Raw genomic sequence first — 16,257 nt, 5'->3', positions numbered from 1 at the left:
GATTAAAAGTCAATATTCTTTTTGCTCTTTTTCATTTCTTTTTCTATGATATCGTTTTCCCATTCTGTATCCAAAAGGAATAGTTTTACTGCTTTTACCATTAAAACGATTCCCCATATCAAAAGGATGACAGATCCGTCGAATAAAGAGAAATTAATGGTCCCGCTTTCAAAAATATCATCAAGAAAAATAAACCCGGTTACTATTCCAAACCAAAACAGGTTTTTATAGAATTTTTTAATTGGCTGACTCTTTCGTATGCGTTATTGTAATCCATGATTATTAAAATTTAAAGGTTATTATAATGTTTTTGTATTGTTTTTCTCCTGTTTCATCAGTTCCTGGATCTTTCTTTCTTCCCATTCTTTCCCTATTCCGAAAACATTGACTGCATGAGCTACGATCCCGATTCCCCATCCCAGCATCGGCCAGTAAAACCATAAATGTTGGGGAGAAGTAAGAAGATTCAGGGCAAGCAGGAATGGAATGACCAAACAATATGAAGTAAGGTTTCCGTAGAACCCTTTCAGTTCTTTTACTCTTTTTGCTGCTTTTTCGTAAGCTAATGTTTCTTTTGTGTATCCTATTGTTTCCATAATTTTTAATTTAAAGATTGGTTTGCTGTTTTTGTTGAATCAAAGGTAGGTCAGAAACAAGGCTCTTATCAACTTTATATGACCGAATGGTAGAATATGATTACTGAATGGTAAAAAGCGGGATTAAATGCCTCTTATTACACCTGATCAGTAAATGAACGGTATCAGTTTTTTTGTAGTTCTCCTGTATTCCAGATACTCTTCTCCGAATTTTTCTATAAGGGCCTGCTCTTCAATTTTAATCCTGTAAATGAAGGCTAAAAACGGTGGCAGAACAGCCAATATCAAAGAAATCCAGTTATTAAGGTATAATCCTAATCCTAAAGAAGTTAACAAGGAAAATGCATAGGAAGGATGCCTTAAATATTTGTAAAATCCTTCTTTTTTGATTTGGTGATCCTGTTTTATCGTCACATCCACTGTAAAGTATTTCCCTAAAGATCTGATGATGATAAACCGGAAGATAATCCCAATAAGGATAAAAGCTTCCCCTAAGTATAAAATCCATTCGCCTTCAGCGATCGGAAATCTGGTCACATAAGAAACTGTAACTGAAGCTGCAATGGAAAATGGAATAGCAATCCATAGAATATTCAGGGTTGATTTGTCTTTATCCTTACTGTCTCCTTTTCCGGATTTCAGGATATTCTTGTAGAGGATCTCGGTGAGAAACCAGGCGACCATTGAAACGGTGAACAAAATTTGTAGTGGATTCATTTTTTAGTTTTTTGGTAAATGGGCAAATGGTAAAATAGCGAAAGGGTGAAAAGGTAAAAGGGCTTATCTGGTCCTTATACTTCTGACCGCATTAAAATTATTATCAGATGGAAAAAACTTCTTATTTTTCTCAGGACATAGGCAATTTAGCCTTTTTACCCTTCAGCTTTTTCGCCTAATTACTCCTTATTCTTCTTCATCTCCTTCCTAATCCTTTTCTCTTCCCAATTTCTGACAAAGCCGACATTGGGCAGAAAAACGCTTATTGCATGAGCTACCAGTCCAATCCCCCAAAAGGTGGCTGTAAAGAAGTTTTTGAACTGGAAATAGCTCTCCCCGGGATCTAAATGTTTACAATTATAGAAAACAATCAAAATATTTACAACAATATAGATGAACAGGTGCCTGTAAAATCTGCTTAACCGTTCTACCTGCCTTTTTGCCTGCTGGTACCGGATATCATTTTCATCATAATCTTTCATGGTCACTGTTTTTTTGTTTGTTCATAATTTCCCGGATCTTCCTTTCTTTCCAGGATTCTCCGACCCCAAATACACGGAATGCATGAGAAGCGAGGCCGATACCCCATCCCAGCATCGGATAGTAGAACCACAGATCTTTGGATGAAGTCACAAGGTTGATAATAATTAAAAAAGGGATCACTGTACAGTAGGAAATTAAATTGGCATAAAAGCTTTTCAGCTCTTTTACCCTTTTCCTGGCTTTCTCGTAAGATCCATTTTCATCTTCGCTCTTTACGCTGGTACTGTTCGGCTTACTGACAAGTATCGGAACTTTTACTTTAAAATAATCCTCCGATTTTTCAATAAAAACATTTTTCTTGGTAAGCAGAGCATAACGCTGAACAATATTGGCCAGACCAATCCCGGCGCTCTCTTTCATCTGCTCCCTTGCCTGAAGGTTGTTTTCAATACAAAGCATATCATTATCCGAAAATATTTTAATCACCAAAGGTTTTGAAGAGGTGGCAAAATTATGCTTGATACAGTTTTCCAGTAAAAGCTGAAGGGAAAGCGGAACTACATATCTCCTGTAATCTTCTTTTTTAACATCAAAAATAAAGTCCACACTATCCTCGAATCTGGTTTTTAAAAGATCACAGTAGGTTTTTGCGAATTCTATCTCATCTTCTACAGTAACCAGCTCTTTATCTTTCTGCTCCAGCACATAACGGTAAATCTTTGACATTGAAGCGGTAAACTTCTGAGCCTGAGCGGGATTTTCATCAATAAGTGAGCTCAGTACATTCAGGGAATTAAAGAGAAAGTGAGGATCCAGCTGGTTTTTCAGGCTTTCAAACTGGGCATTGGCAGATTTTGCGATGAGTTTCTGCTCTACCACTTCTTTCCGTGAAGTCTTCTTCAGCTCTTCCATAAAGCCTTTTGCATGAAGAAATGCGGAAATAAGAAGGGCGATATTAATCATGAACCAATTGGTAACGCCATATTTTTTGGAAAAGAACTCTTCTGTAGTTGCCACTTTCTGAATCACAACATAATTCATATAATTACAGAAATACACGAGGATAAAATTCCCGATAATAATGGAAATAATACTCAAAATAGCTCTTGTTCGCGTTGTTTCGGACCAGGGAAACTTTTTATTGAGGAAATCATTAATCAGGCCGTTTCCTACTCCCAGTACAAAGGAATACATCGTGGAAAGCAGCAGTGTCATTATAAAGCTCTTTAAAGTCCTTTCATTAAAGAACAAAAAGAAGAACAGCGCTGTTCCCAATGATATCCAAAGTAATGAAATAAAGTATTTGCGTTTCATGATCCGTTTTCTTAGCTCAAAATTAATCTTTAATAAAGGTATCTGAAATTATTTTTTACCGAAGGGCAGATTTTGTTTCCTGAACGGCATAAAAAAACCTTCCGTGTAAGGAAGGTTTAGGGTTTCTTTTATTATTCTGCCTTAGGCATATTGATGAAATATTCCGCTTCTGCTCTGCCCCAGTTCGGGTCTAAAGCTGTCTTGGGTTTGTAAGCATCAAACTTGGTAATGGCCTGTTTAAACATTTCCAATCCTTTAGTTTTGCTTCCTCCGTATTGTTCAGGAGTAAAATAAGTGTCTTCTGCCTTGATAAGAGCAATTCTCGGGTTTGAAGGGTCCAGCTTTTCTGCAATTCCCATTTCTTCCGTAGCTTTGGCGCCGTCCGTCATATAACGCTGTGCCGGGTTCACCATCATTCTTAAAGAGGCAACCATTTTTTTCAGCAAATGGATCTCTGCATTGTCAGCGCCTGCAAGATTCTGGGCAGATGCCAGATATTTGTCTGCCTGTTCGGCAGTTTCATCCAGAGCCTGCATATTCCCGTTTCTCATCATCAGTCTTCCTTTCTGGATCTGGGAGAAGGCTGCATAGTATGGAGGAAGCCATTTTGAGCTCTCCTTACTTCCGATTCTCTGGAAATCATTAGCCAGAGTCTGGAATTCTTCAGGGGTTTTACAGGTTTCTATTTTAGCGATTTTTTCAGCCATTACTTTTTCGTAATCTGCCTGTGCAAAAGCTGTTAAACTCATAAAAGCTAAAGCAAAACTTAAAAGGTATTTTTTCATTATATCAATTTTTCTTGTTAGTTAATTTGTTGTCCGAAGTTATGTATTTTGTCATTATCTATGATCTCCGTTATTACTTTTTTATAAATTATTGTTGATGGCATCCTGCGTTTTGTCGACACCAAAGCTGATGAACGCCCCTATGAATACAAAGGTATTGACCGGTGGAACGACTGCCGAACTTCTGGATCCGTCCATGGAAAAATTATATCCATACACATTTTTTGAACCCAAAACATTGGAAACACTCAATACAAATACGGTGAAAGCTTTAGCGTCTTTTTTCCAAGATTCGGAAGATAATTAAAGCTGATGTTTAAGGCATTATAATCTTTCAGTCTTCCTTCATTCCTGATATAATTGACGGCGTTGTTATTTTCAGTTTTTGTAGCAATATCATAATAAGGCCGTCCTTTGGAATAGGTATAAGATAAATTGACTCCTAATTTCCATTCCGGGATAAATCTTTTAGCTACCGCAGAAAGGGTATGTGCGGAAGCAAAATTCGGTTTCAGGCTCACGGGATAGTTGATAAAATCTCTCTTTGAATCCAGGAAGGAGTAGCTGATCCAGTAATCTATGTTTTCAAAGGTCTTTTTATCCCTCCAGAACAGCTCAAGTCCTTTTGCATAACCATAGCCGTTATTATTCAAAGCGGTCTGTACCTGCTGGTTCTGCTCTTTATCCGGTGTGATATTGAATGTTTTGATCAGCTGGTCGTATTTTTTGTAAAAGGCCTCAAAACGAAGGCTTCTTCCCTCTGATGCTCTCTGGACCTGAAAAATATAATGCTGGGATTTCTGAAAATCAAGATCTGCAGGCCAGTTGATATATTTACTTTCAGGATTCTGATAAAATAATCCGTAGGCAAAGGAGGTCGTCCAGTCTTTTGCCAGGCGGTAAGCCAGTGCGAAACGGGGTGCAATATTGCTTTTTCCTAAATAAGAAGAGTTTTCAGCCCTCACTCCTATTTTGGCAGACAGCGCATTGCTGAATCCCAGATCGGTTTCTGCAAACACAGATGAGATAAGATCTTTATAATTTTTCTGTACTTCTCCGAAATTCAGGTTCTCATTGGTATTATTCAATTCAAAACCGGCTCTCACTGCACTGATCTTATTGATTTTTCTTTCAAGAACCGCTTTAAAGTTGATGTAGTTTCCGTCCGTTAAAAGCTCAGTTCTGCCTGATTCTGAATCATTGGTTTCCGTAGAAAAATTAAGATCGGATCTGTTGTAGGAGTAAGAGGTTCCTGCATTCAGAAGATATTTCCCGAATTTCTGTTTAAAAGACAGGTTATGGTAGGTGTTTTTCCCTTTCAGTCTTACCAGTGCAAAATCGTATTCCGGTTCCAGGCTTTCAGTTCTTACCCCCATTTTATTGGAATCGTACATTCCATAATATTTCAGGAATCCGCCGGATTTTGTTTTAATTCTAAAGTTAAAATCGCCGTTTAAGCCCTGAGGGGCATCAATGAAATCTGTATTGAAATTAAAAACTTTCTGCATAGCGCTTAAAAGTGAGTAGCCTAAAGTAGCTCCGAAAGAATGGTTTTTATCTTCTCCCAGCTTCTGAAATCCTGCACTCAGAAAGATAGGTGATATCCCAAAGTCATAAGAGCTTTGGTCCGGAAGATCAACACTTTCAAGCATCAGAGCTCCTGAAAGTGCCTGACCGTATAATGCAGAATATCCGCCGCTTGAAAAGATATTCCCTTTAAAAAGAGAGGTGTTGAAACGGTCTCTTCCTGCAATTCCCGGAACTGAATTCGAGAAATAATTGTTGATCAGGCTACCGTCCATAAAGATCTTGGATTCTGTTCCTGTACCTCCCCTGATGAAAAGGCCTTCGGTTTCCCCAACCTTCTGAACGCCCGGAAGGTAATTTAAAGCTGAAGAAATCTGTCCGTCCGCTCCTGCCGTAGTATAAATATCAATAGGCGTCAGCAGGGCTGTGGCTCTTTTTTTATCGCTGGCTTCAATAGATCCTGCGGAAACCACCACAGCATCAATCTCACTGATCTGCTCTTTAAGTTCTGTATTGACTGAAATATCCTGATTATCAATAACAACAGCTTTTTCTACCTGCTGGTATTTCGGATGGGTAAAAGTCAGGATGTGGTTTCCTTTTTCCGAAGTTTCAAAGGAAAAATTCCCTTGAGCATCTGTTGTGGCACCGTCATAAGTGTCTTTTAACGTGACATTTATTTCGCCAATGCCTTTACTTTTAAACGTCACTTTTCCTGAGATCCTGATCTGCGAATATCCTGCGATGAAGGATAGAAAAGCAACCAGCAGTAAAAGTTTATTTCCTAGTGTTTTCATGGAGTTAATTTTCGGATCAAAAATAATACGGAATATGCCTTTCTTTAAAATAATTCTTACTGAAAGGCATAGTTTGGCTTCTGAATGGGAAATTAATGAACCGGGATGCAAAAATCCACGATCATCTTGCCTTCCGGGTGCTCCTTGAAGTTGGAATGATAGATCTCAAACGGAAATGCTTTTCTTATGGAATAATGGTGCTCATTCATCCATAAAAAAAGAGAAACCCAGCACTGCTCAAAGTCGTGAAGGGTCACTTCCCGCTTCCTACAATAAACTTTCCGGCATGTATGGTTTCCGGAAATACCAGCCCTTCCTGTTTCTCAAGATTTTTATCCAGAAGCATACATGCATGGATTCTCACCTTGTCCGGCGGAGTTACTTTAAAGCTGTCATGATAAACGGAGATCATTTTAACGTTCTCACGGGGAAACAACTGCTTCTTTTTTGCCCAGTCTACGAGAACGTCATAAGAAGGTTCCACATTGGCAATTCCTAAACTCATTATGGCAGCCAGATTCATTTCCGGCAATTCTTTTACTTCGATTTTTAAATTCATTCTGGTCCAGTTTAACAGGTTTCTATACTGCAAATGTATTGGCTGAAAACCGTATCCATTTGTCCGTTCTTGCTCTGTATCTGTAAAATCTTGTGAAAAGTTTCGGGTGCGGAATTCCTGAAGGCAGTCGGCGATATTCCATAATATTTTTTAAAGGTCTTGCTGAAAACGGAATGATTGGAAAATCCGAGATCCAGATAGAGGTCTTTGATTTCAATATCCTTCTTTACAGCCAGGTAAAAAGCGCTTTTTTCTATTTTCTTTCTAATGATATAATTTTGGAGGGTTTCGCCGGTAATGAGCTTAAAAATCCTGTGAAAATGGAAGGAAGAATACATGGCAATGCCTGCCATTTTTTCCAGGGATAAATCCGCATCCAGATTATTATCAATGTATGCAATTGCCTTAATGATTCTTTTTTTGTGCTCTTCCATTTAAAAATACTGATCAGTAAAGATATTAAGATCCATCCTGTTTCGCTTGTCAGATATTGCTGTTTTCGAAAAAAAGGGCTGAAATCATAAAGTGCTTTGGAAAATGTTTTTTAAATTTATCGTTAAAATCACTTTAAATCATTTAAAAATGAAAGGACAAACATTAGCATTACTGGCGGGGTGTGCATTTTTAGCGGCTTCATGCTGCACGACAAAAACGTACACGGTTAACGCTAAGAGCGGAACTCAGACGGGCGGAACAGCCAAGTTTACCCAGAAAGGGGAAGAAGTGACCATGAAACTTGAAGTTACCAATCTTACTCCAGGTATTCATGCGGTGCATATTCACGAGAAAGGAGACTGCTCTGCAGCCGATGGAACTTCTACAGGCGGACACTGGAACCCCGCTAAAGACGACCACGGAAAATGGGGTGCCGAGCATTTCCACATGGGAGATATAGGAAACCTTACTGCTGACGCAAGCGGAAAAGCTGTCCTTACCTTCAAAACAACCAAATGGTGCCTGGGCTGTGCAGATGAGTCTAAAAACATCATTGGGAAAGGGCTTATTGTACATGCAGCAGCAGATGATTTCCATACTCAGCCTACCGGAAACGCAGGCGGAAGAGTGGGATGTGTAGAAATTAAATAATTCTTTATTATTCATAAAAAAAACCGCTGATCTTCATCAGCGGTTTTTTTGTTTTTATGATTTAGCTCCCATATCGGAAACGATGTTCATAGCTTCCTGTAAGTATGGGTCTTTTTTCAGATTTTTGATCCACATTTCAGATTTCTTCTTAAATGCTTCGTCTTTTTCTCTCTTTCCACTTCACTTGGATACATCATAAACTTCAGACCGTTTTCAAACTTGCTTAACGCTTTGAATTTCTCGATCTGAGCTTTTCTCTGCTTCATCAGTTCATTGAATTTGTTGATGTTAAGAGTGATGGTCTCTTCTTTATCCAGCTTTTCTCTCCACTGTGCAGATTCAAGCAATAACTGGTAGTTACTGTTTTTAGCCATTCTGTCTGCGCTTGCTTTTTCAAGTGCCTGAATATTGAAATAGTTCAGTTTCTGGAAGTTTGTGCTTGGAATTTTATCCCAGGCCAAAGCATAATCATCATATCGCTCACCTACCTCAGCATACGTAAAGAAGTCTTTCATCTGGATATCGGAAACAATTCCTTTTCTCTGGGTAGATTCTCCTGTGATTCTGTAGAATTTCTGGATCGTCAGTTTTAAAGATCCGAAATCATCTTCTGTATTCAGGAATCTGTTCAGGTCTACAAAAGTCTGTACTGTTCCTTTCCCGAAAGACTGTGGAGAGCCGATGATCATTGCTCTTCCGTAATCCTGCATCACACCGGCTAAGATCTCAGAAGCCGAAGCGGAAAGTTCGTTCTGCATGATCACTAAAGGACCTGTCCAGATCGGAGTTTCGTTTTTGTTCTTCAGAGTCTGGATTTTTCCGTTTCCGTCTTTCACCTGTACGTATGGTCCTGCATCCATGAAAAGTCCCATGATATCCCCTACTTCGGTTAATGATCCCCCACCATTGTTTCTAAGGTCAAGAACGATTCCTTCGATGTTCTGTTGCTTAAGCTTGATGATCTCATTTTTGATGTCGTCAGAAGCATTTCTTCCTTTAGCATCCTCAAAATCAGCATTAAAGCTTGGAAGGTTAATGAATCCATATTTCTTTCCGTTTGGAGAATTCACTACGATACTTCTCGCGAATGTATCTTCAATAGCTACTTCTTCACGGATCATCGTTACGTCCTTAATCGTTCCGTCTTTTTTCTGAACCGTCAGTGTTACCGGTGTTCCTTTTTCACCTCTGATAAGTCTTACAGCTTCATCAGAAAGCATTCCCACTACATTTACGGCATCTTCTTTCGGTTTTGATCTTACTTTCAGGATTTTATCTCCTTCTGAAAGCTGTTTGGATTTCCAGGCCGGTGCCCCGATCGTTAAAGCTCCAAGGAAAAGATTTCCTTTTTTCTCCTGGATCAGAGCTCCGATACCGATCACTTTTCCGGTAAACTGAGTATCAAAATCTTCTTTATCTTTTGGAGAATAATAGTTGGTGTGCGGATCGAATACTTCGGTATAGGCATTCATATACACGGTAAACCAATCCATTTTCTTTCTCTTTTTGAATCTTGTAAAGGTATCTTTTACCAGATCTTTCACCTCATCAGTTGCTTTTTTGATCTTCTGATCCTGGTTAAGCGGCTGATATTTGATGGTGTCTTTGAGCTTATACTTCTGAACAGAATCTTTCTTTTCTTTCTGGGCTTCTTCCTTGCTGTTCATAGACTCGATCTCCTGAAGAATGTTGTATTTAATATACTTTCTCCATTCGTTATACTGTTCCTGTTTGCTGGCAGGCACTTTTTAAGCTTAGGCTCAAGGGTCAGCGATTCATCTTCCTGAAGGTTGATAGGTTTGTTGAAAATATCCTGAGTAATCTTATCGATCTCGTCCACTCTCTGATAAAGTCTGTCGATCGTCAGCTTGTAGAATGTAAGGTCACCCTGGCCGATATAATCATCAAGCTTGGTCTCATGCTTGCTGAATTCGTCCATATCCGACTGCAGAAAGTATCTTTTTGCAGGATCTACCAGTTCGAAATAATGTTTATAAACGTCCTTGGAATAGGCATCATTGATGGGTTTCGGGCTGTAATGTAAATAAGAAAGTGTATTCTTTACGCTCACCATAATCGTCTGCATCTTTTCATCGTCATTCTTTGGCGAGTTGAAACAAAACATTAGACTTGTCAATGGAATTAAGAGTAAAAATTTATTCAGTTTGAAATTTTTCCACATAAACTGTCTTTTTATTAATTTTTTTTAAAATTTATACTACAATTAGTAGCAGCAATTAATTCGCTGTTACAAACTATCAAATTTAATACCTTATTTATAATTATCGGATAGTTTTAAGTATTTTTGTTAAAATTAAATTTTTTTATGGAAAGACCACTTATTCTGGTTACTAATGATGATGGAATCACCGCACCCGGTATCAGAAACCTTATACAATTCATGAACGAAATAGGAGATGTTGTTGTTGTTGCTCCCAACTCTCCCCAAAGTGGAAAAGGCCACGCTATTACCATCAATTCTACTTTAAGCTATGAAGAAGTAACCCTTGAAGGGCCTCAGACAGATTTTTCATGCAGTGGAACACCTGTAGACTGTGTAAAAATGGCTCTTGACAAAATTCTTACAAGAAGACCGGATATTGTCGTGTCAGGAATCAACCACGGAGCTAACTCATCTATTAATGTCATTTATTCCGGAACCATGTCTGCGGCCGTAGAAGCAGGTGTGGAAGGAATTCCTGCTATAGGATTCTCCCTTCTTGATTTCAGCTGGGAAGCAGATTTTACCCAGGCAAAAGAACATATCCAGAATATTGTAAGAAGAACCCTGGAAAACCCAATGCCAAAAGGAATTGTTCTGAACGTTAATATTCCTAAGCTTACAGCCGCTGAAATAAAAGGCATCAAAGTCTGCAAGCAGGCCAATGCAAAATGGGAAGAAAGTTTTGACGAAAGGGTGAATCCCCACGGAAAGAAATATTACTGGCTGACAGGATATTTCAACAATATGGATGATTCTGAAGATGCTGATGAAACGGCATTGGCGAACGGATATATTTCAATTGTTCCTGTGAAGTTTGATCTTACAGCCTATGAATACATGAAAACCCTTGAAGAGGTAATGAATTTCAACTGATGTACAGCAAACTAGACAACCCTGTTTATCATTCACTTAATGAATATCACGAAAAGTTCTGCTTAAACTTCGGGGACACTAAATTTTATGACCCTGAAGTAGCCTCTTTTGGCGGTGCAGCAATGGTTTCAAGAGCAGAAGACATTACAGAATATGCAAAGATCTGTGACGATTTTCTGATTTTCGGGGCAAAACCTGATTTGGGGAACTCAAAAACGGATCTGTCACAACTTGTATGTGATCAGTATGTTCTGGAGAACCCGATTAATATTGATTTCACAGAGGAAATTATTGAGCTGAAAGAAGAAAATCATGGTGAACTTCTGGCATTTGTGATGAAGTTTTATCCTTACTACTTTAAAGCAAGAACTCCTGAATTAGGACGCTATTTCGGCATTTTTAAAGATAGCCAATTAGTGGCTGTAACAGGCGAAAGGATGCAGATGAATGATATGACGGAGGTAAGTGCTGTGATTACAGATACGGATCACCTGGGAAAAGGCCTGGCGAAACAGCTGGTGGCTTTTGTTTCCGGAAAGATCTTTGAGGATGGAAAAACACCTTTCCTGCATGTGGCAGAAAGCAATACAGGGGCTAAAATACTCTATGAAAAGCTTGGCTTTATGCACAGAGGAAAAATAAACTTGTGGGGCGTGAAAAGGTAATTTTCCCGCTCTTTTTTATTATAAGTGCTATCCTATTTTATTTTCCCACAGATCTCACAAATTTTACAGATGATTGAGCATAAAAACCTGTGCGATCTGAGAGATCTGTGGGAAATCACTTTTAAAACAAAATTTTATCCTCTTTTCTCAATTCCTCAAGATATTTAATTTTATCATCCCTGTAAAACAAATTCATGGTCTCGAAAGGAATCATTTTTAAATCTTTATTGACAATGTGTACACAAGATTTTTTGATGGCACGCACATCAAAATCGTGGGCATCCATAAAATTCATGATGATAATTCTAAAGAGGTTGTCATAATCTAAATTAGGAGCTGAAACTTCAGGTAGACAGCACAATAACTGGTTCACTTTAGGCTGAACTTTATCCACAGAAATTCCGGTGCTGAAAATATCTAAAAGCTGCATTTGCAATCCTGTATCCTGTTCGTAAACAATAGTATTTCTTGTTTCATTATTCAGCAAATCGGCAGGGTTGATGTATCTGGTAAGAGGAATGGTTTCACCTTCGAGTTTCAAAATATAGCCCATTGCCAAAGCATCCGGATTACACGGAACGGGGATAATATCATCGGCGCTCAGAAGTGGAAACTGATTTAAAATTTCCTGCCTTACTTCTGTCAAAGTAATTTTCTCGTGGGCAGAATCCTCCCTATTTCTTCCGGCTACCTCAACCGGCTGGAAGGTAATCCCGCGCACGCACTTCTGTTTTAAAGCAAAATCTATTAATTTTCCAATTTCGTCGATGTTTTTTCCTTTCTGAAGCACGATAACCAAGGTTGTGGAAAGATTTAATTCATTTAATTTTTCCAAAGCTTTCATCCGGACATCCGTTAAATCTTTTCCTCTGAAATCTTGCAAAACTTCTGGTTTAAAAGAATCAAACTGAAGATATATTTCAAATTCCGGGGCATAAGTTGCCAGTTTCTCTGCAAAACCGGGATCATTGGCAATACGGATACCGTTGGTATTGAGCATCAAATGTTTGATCGGTTTCGATTTGGCGATATCCATAATCTTAAAAAACTCGGGATGAATCGTAGGCTCGCCCCCACTGATCTGTACAACATCCGGCTCGCCTTCGTTTTTAACAATGGTATCGAACATGGCTTCTATCTGCTCTAAAGTTCTGTGACTTCCATAATGCGGTGAAGACATTGCATAACAGGTAGGACACGTCAAATTACAGCGGTCGGTAACTTCCACAATAGAAAGACAGCTGTGCTGCTCATGATCTACGCACAAACCACAATCGTACGGACAGCCATATTCCACATCGGTTCCGAAATGAACGGGCATTTCAGAAGCTTTATTATAGTTCCTGATATTTTTGTAATACTGAACATCTGAAGCAATCATGGTCTTAAAGAAACCGTGATCAGGGCATCTTTTGGTCATAAAGACTGCTTCATCCTCAATAATGATCTTCGCTCCAACCCTTTTCAGGCATTCGGGACAAAGACTGATGGTATAATCGTAATAGGTATAATTTCTTACCGGCATAATTTCATTTTTACATTCCTCCACAAATAAAACCGCTGATCAGGCCACAAATCAACAAAGAGATCAGCATCGTCTGCCAGAATTGTTTTTTTGTAAATTTCCTGTCGTTATTCCACTCATAAATAACTTTTGCGACCAGGGTTACAACCAGCGAAATAGCTAAAGCAACCACGATGATTATCCCGATAATCATGACGACCAGACCGCCAAGGTTACCAACTTCCAGAAGTGTCAGCATTTTCATAATTTAATTGTATGGTGTTTTTAATTTTATAAATGTAATAAATAATCACCGAAAGAGATACCAGTTGAATGGTTCCCAAATTTCCGATGATCCCGATTTTAGGTTTAATAAAATCCAAAAAGAACCTGAATGTAAAATAACTCAGCATGAATACCTGAAAAATAAAGCCCGAAGGATATTTTCTTTTGTTCTCTATCCTTTTTAAACAGATCCATAAAATAATCAGAAAAGCAATTTCATAAAGCGCTACCGGATGTCGTAAGTATTCATCACCAAGATGCATTCCGAATATTGATGTAGTGGGCAAACCATAAGTTTCTTCGTGGACTCCGGTAAGAAAACAGCCGATTCTGCCGATGATCATGGCTAATATCAAAGGGTAAACAATCAAATCCCCGGTACTTTCTTTGTGGCCTACTATCTTTTTAGCCAGTTCAACCCCGATCAGTCCAAATGCCAGACCGCCCACAATGGTGTTGTTGGTCCAAAATCTTTTAAAGCTGAAATTTTCGAATAATACATAAGGGTTTTCCAGGTTTCCAATAAGTTTTGAACCGATTAAAGCTCCTGCCGTTGCCCCGATAAGTACCGCTGCGGAAGTATTGAAAGACAGTTTTTCGGTAGATTGCCTTTTTAAGTAAAAATAAAAACGCATCCCGAGAAAAATCCCCAGCGTCTCAAATACGGGATGTGCAAGAACCGTTTTACCAAAAATCTGAAAAGTAACAGGGAAATCCATCCTATCAAAAGTAGTATATTTAAGGTAAATTACTAATTTTAATTTTTAAACAACAAACAAATTCATCAAAATGCGAATAGAAAATGATATAAAACTAGGTTTTAAAGATGTGATGTTCAGACCAAAGCGTTCTACTTTAAAATCCCGTTCGGAAGTAAGCCTCGAAAGGGAGTTCACTTTCAGACATACCAAAAAGAAATGGAACGGTGTTCCCCTGATTGCAGCCAATATGGACACGGTAGGAACTTTTGAGATGGCCGTAGAACTTGCCAAAGACAAAATCATTACAGCCGTTCACAAGCATTATACACCGGAAGAATGGAGCCGGTTTCTGGACAGCCAGCCCGAAAGTATTTACCAGTATATTGCACTGAGTACCGGTACCGGCCAGGCTGATGAAGAAAAACTTAAAACGATCCTCGAAAAGCACCCAAAAATCGAGTTTCTCTGCATAGATGTAGCCAATGGGTACTCCGAGCATTTCGTTGGATTTGTGAAGAAGGCAAGGGCTAATTTTCCTGATAAGATTATCATGGCTGGGAATGTGGTTACCGGGGAAATGGTGGAAGAGCTTCTTCTGGTAGGTGCTGATATTATTAAAGTCGGCATCGGACCTGGTTCAGTATGTACAACAAGGGTGAAAACAGGAGTAGGTTATCCGCAGCTTTCTGCAATTATAGAATGTTCTGATGCAGCCCATGGCCTTGGAGGACATATTATTGCTGACGGAGGCTGTAAAGTTCCCGGGGATGTGGCCAAAGCTTTCGGTGGAGGCGCTGATTTTGTAATGCTGGGCGGAATGTTTGCCGGACATGATGAAAGCGGCGGTGAAATCATAGAAGAAAATGGTAAAAAATACCGTTTGTTCTATGGAATGAGTTCAAAAACAGCAATGGATAAACATTCGGGAGGCGTGGCAGAATACCGTGCTTCGGAAGGGAAAACGGTGAAGGCAGCTTATAAAGGTCCTGTTTCGGAAACGGTAAAAGATATTTTGGGCGGAGTGCGTTCTACCTGTACTTATGTAGGAGCTTCCAAACTGAAAGAATTGTCTAAGAGGACTACTTTTATCAGGGTTCAGGAGCAGGAGAACCAGATATTTAAAGATTGATATCTTAGAGTAAATCAGGCTCTCGCTGATTTTGCAGATTGCGCAGATTTTTTTAATTTGGCAGAAATAAAACCGGCTGTACAAGTGATGTACAGCCGGTTTTGTTTTACTTTGTTTTATTTTTAAGTCAGCATTCCGCCGTCTACGTTCAGGGTTTGTCCTGTAATGTAAGAAGCCATATCGCTTCCTAAGAATACACAGGCATTGGCTACGTCGGTTGTCTGCCCGGCTCTCTTCATCGGAATTCTGTCTCTCCAGGCCTGAAGTGTTTTTTCATCCAGATCGGCAGTCATTTCAGTTTCAGTGAATCCAGGTGCAACAGCATTACATCTGATATTTCTCGATCCTAACTCCAGTGCGATAGATTTTGTAAACCCTATCACTCCGGCTTTAGAAGCTGCATAATTGGATTGTCCGGCGTTTCCGCTGATCCCAACTACGGAAGTCATATTGATGATAGATCCTGATTTAGCTTTCATCATTGGTTTGATCACCGCTTTTGTAAGGTTAAATACCGAATCCAAATTGATTCTCATTACTTTGTCCCAGTCCTCTTTGGTCATTCTCAACAGCAGGTTGTCTCTTGTGATCCCTGCGTTGTTGATCAGAATATCAATTTTTCCGAACTCTTCCATTACATCATCGATTAACTTTTGAGCTGCATCGTAATCTGATGCGTCAGACTGATATCCTTTGATCTGGGTTACAGAACTTAAAGCTGCTTCCAATTCCTTGGCTTTTTCTACAGAGCCGGCATAAGTAAATGCTACTTTTGCACCCTGTTCAGCGTACATTTCAGCGATTTTCTTTCCGATTCCTCTTGTAGCTCCGGTAATTAGTGCTACTTTTCCTTCTAATAGTTTCATCATATCTCTTGATAATTATATTCTTGGTAAATACTTCCGTCTTTAAAAAACGGCAATTTAGCATATTTAATTTTATACAAATTAATCAGTCCGCAAAGATATTATAATTTGTTATTCAATACATTTGAAATCATCAAATTAGTGAA

General features: G+C 39.0%; 20 protein-coding genes and 1 pseudogene. 4 read left to right on the top strand and 17 right to left on the bottom strand.

Annotated elements, in window-relative coordinates; genetic code table 11:
• Positions 1 to 2: 2 nt before the first annotated feature.
• The 11 genes from N4G44_RS02040 to N4G44_RS01990 all read right to left on the bottom strand — a co-directional run bounded on the left by N4G44_RS02040 (position 3) and on the right by N4G44_RS01990 (position 7,212).
• Positions 3 to 242, bottom strand: coding sequence for a 2TM domain-containing protein (locus N4G44_RS02040; protein WP_474925030.1), 240 nt, complete (start codon positions 240 to 242; stop codon positions 3 to 5).
• 57 nt (positions 243 to 299) lie between these two features.
• A complete protein-coding gene (locus N4G44_RS02035) occupies positions 300 to 596 on the bottom strand; it encodes a 2TM domain-containing protein (protein WP_040993027.1) in 297 nt (98 codons plus the stop codon).
• Between the two features lie 147 nt (positions 597 to 743).
• Complete coding sequence (locus N4G44_RS02030; protein ID WP_474924407.1) at positions 744 to 1,313, bottom strand: methyltransferase family protein; 570 nt, start codon at positions 1,311 to 1,313, stop codon at positions 744 to 746.
• Positions 1,314 to 1,492: 179 nt separating this feature from the next.
• Positions 1,493 to 1,795, bottom strand: a complete 303-nt coding sequence (locus N4G44_RS02025) for a 2TM domain-containing protein (RefSeq protein WP_474924406.1) — start codon at positions 1,793 to 1,795, stop codon at positions 1,493 to 1,495.
• Positions 1,782 to 3,110, bottom strand: coding sequence for a 2TM domain-containing protein (locus N4G44_RS02020; RefSeq protein ID WP_474924405.1), 1,329 nt, complete (start codon positions 3,108 to 3,110; stop codon positions 1,782 to 1,784). The genes N4G44_RS02025 and N4G44_RS02020 overlap by 14 nt, the downstream gene beginning before the upstream one ends.
• Before the next feature lie 131 nt (positions 3,111 to 3,241).
• Entirely contained in the window at positions 3,242 to 3,895 is a 654-nt protein-coding gene (locus tag N4G44_RS02015; RefSeq protein ID WP_474924404.1) for a hypothetical protein, read from the bottom strand.
• A gap of 81 nt (positions 3,896 to 3,976) precedes the next feature.
• The gene (locus N4G44_RS02010) at positions 3,977 to 4,114 is read right to left on the bottom strand and encodes a hypothetical protein (protein WP_474924403.1); all 138 of its coding nucleotides are present in this window, start codon (positions 4,112 to 4,114) and stop codon (positions 3,977 to 3,979) included.
• Between the two features lie 29 nt (positions 4,115 to 4,143).
• Complete coding sequence (locus N4G44_RS02005) at positions 4,144 to 6,219, bottom strand: TonB-dependent receptor (protein ID WP_474924402.1); 2,076 nt, start codon at positions 6,217 to 6,219, stop codon at positions 4,144 to 4,146.
• A 92-nt stretch (positions 6,220 to 6,311) separates the two neighbouring features.
• Positions 6,312 to 6,476, bottom strand: a complete 165-nt coding sequence (locus N4G44_RS02000; RefSeq protein ID WP_474924401.1) for a GyrI-like domain-containing protein — start codon at positions 6,474 to 6,476, stop codon at positions 6,312 to 6,314.
• Positions 6,473 to 6,778, bottom strand: coding sequence for a GyrI-like domain-containing protein (locus N4G44_RS01995; protein WP_474924400.1), 306 nt, complete (start codon positions 6,776 to 6,778; stop codon positions 6,473 to 6,475). Before N4G44_RS01995 ends, N4G44_RS02000 begins: the two co-directional genes overlap by 4 nt.
• Positions 6,779 to 6,789: 11 nt before the next feature.
• Complete coding sequence (locus N4G44_RS01990; protein ID WP_474924399.1) at positions 6,790 to 7,212, bottom strand: helix-turn-helix domain-containing protein; 423 nt, start codon at positions 7,210 to 7,212, stop codon at positions 6,790 to 6,792.
• 148 nt (positions 7,213 to 7,360) lie between these two features.
• On the opposite strand from N4G44_RS01990, the gene N4G44_RS01985 reads away from it, so the two are divergent.
• Complete coding sequence (locus N4G44_RS01985; RefSeq protein ID WP_474924398.1) at positions 7,361 to 7,864, top strand: superoxide dismutase family protein; 504 nt, start codon at positions 7,361 to 7,363, stop codon at positions 7,862 to 7,864.
• 54 nt (positions 7,865 to 7,918) lie between these two features.
• Here N4G44_RS01985 and N4G44_RS01980 read toward each other — a convergent pair.
• A pseudogene (locus N4G44_RS01980) lies at positions 7,919 to 9,609 on the bottom strand (carboxy terminal-processing peptidase).
• Positions 9,528 to 10,046, bottom strand: coding sequence for a hypothetical protein (locus N4G44_RS01975; RefSeq protein WP_474924397.1), 519 nt, complete (start codon positions 10,044 to 10,046; stop codon positions 9,528 to 9,530). Before N4G44_RS01975 ends, N4G44_RS01980 begins: the two are co-directional and overlap by 82 nt.
• 144 nt (positions 10,047 to 10,190) lie before the next feature.
• On the opposite strand from N4G44_RS01975, the gene surE reads away from it, so the two are divergent.
• Positions 10,191 to 10,961, top strand: a complete 771-nt coding sequence (gene surE / locus N4G44_RS01970) for a 5'/3'-nucleotidase SurE (RefSeq protein WP_343611221.1) — start codon at positions 10,191 to 10,193, stop codon at positions 10,959 to 10,961.
• Positions 10,961 to 11,626 carry a GNAT family N-acetyltransferase gene (locus tag N4G44_RS01965; protein ID WP_474924396.1) on the top strand — a complete coding sequence of 222 codons (666 nt, stop codon included), beginning with the start codon at positions 10,961 to 10,963 and terminating at the stop codon, positions 11,624 to 11,626. Before surE ends, N4G44_RS01965 begins: the two co-directional genes overlap by 1 nt.
• 121 nt (positions 11,627 to 11,747) lie before the next feature.
• On the opposite strand, the gene N4G44_RS01960 is transcribed toward N4G44_RS01965, so the two are convergent.
• The 3 genes from N4G44_RS01960 to N4G44_RS01950 are packed head-to-tail and all read right to left on the bottom strand — an operon-like array spanning position 11,748 to position 14,134.
• Positions 11,748 to 13,151: a radical SAM protein gene (locus N4G44_RS01960; protein WP_474924395.1), complete on the bottom strand. Its 1,404-nt coding sequence runs from the start codon at positions 13,149 to 13,151 to the stop codon at positions 11,748 to 11,750.
• A 10-nt stretch (positions 13,152 to 13,161) separates the two neighbouring features.
• Positions 13,162 to 13,389, bottom strand: a complete 228-nt coding sequence (locus N4G44_RS01955; protein ID WP_474924394.1) for a hypothetical protein — start codon at positions 13,387 to 13,389, stop codon at positions 13,162 to 13,164.
• Positions 13,364 to 14,134: a prolipoprotein diacylglyceryl transferase gene (locus tag N4G44_RS01950; RefSeq protein ID WP_474924393.1), complete on the bottom strand. Its 771-nt coding sequence runs from the start codon at positions 14,132 to 14,134 to the stop codon at positions 13,364 to 13,366. The genes N4G44_RS01955 and N4G44_RS01950 overlap by 26 nt, the downstream gene beginning before the upstream one ends.
• 70 nt (positions 14,135 to 14,204) lie before the next feature.
• Between N4G44_RS01950 and N4G44_RS01945 the strand changes: the two genes are divergently transcribed.
• Complete coding sequence (locus N4G44_RS01945) at positions 14,205 to 15,245, top strand: GMP reductase (RefSeq protein ID WP_474924392.1); 1,041 nt, start codon at positions 14,205 to 14,207, stop codon at positions 15,243 to 15,245.
• A gap of 122 nt (positions 15,246 to 15,367) precedes the next feature.
• Here N4G44_RS01945 and fabG read toward each other — a convergent pair whose 3' ends face one another.
• Positions 15,368 to 16,111, bottom strand: a complete 744-nt coding sequence (gene fabG, locus N4G44_RS01940; protein WP_474925028.1) for a 3-oxoacyl-[acyl-carrier-protein] reductase — start codon at positions 16,109 to 16,111, stop codon at positions 15,368 to 15,370.
• Positions 16,112 to 16,257 lie beyond the last annotated feature (146 nt).

This window comes from Chryseobacterium sp. GTID13 (genome assembly GCF_056172655.1).
Note: the sequence above shows the minus strand (reverse complement) of the source record. Positions and strands in the feature narration are given on the sequence as shown.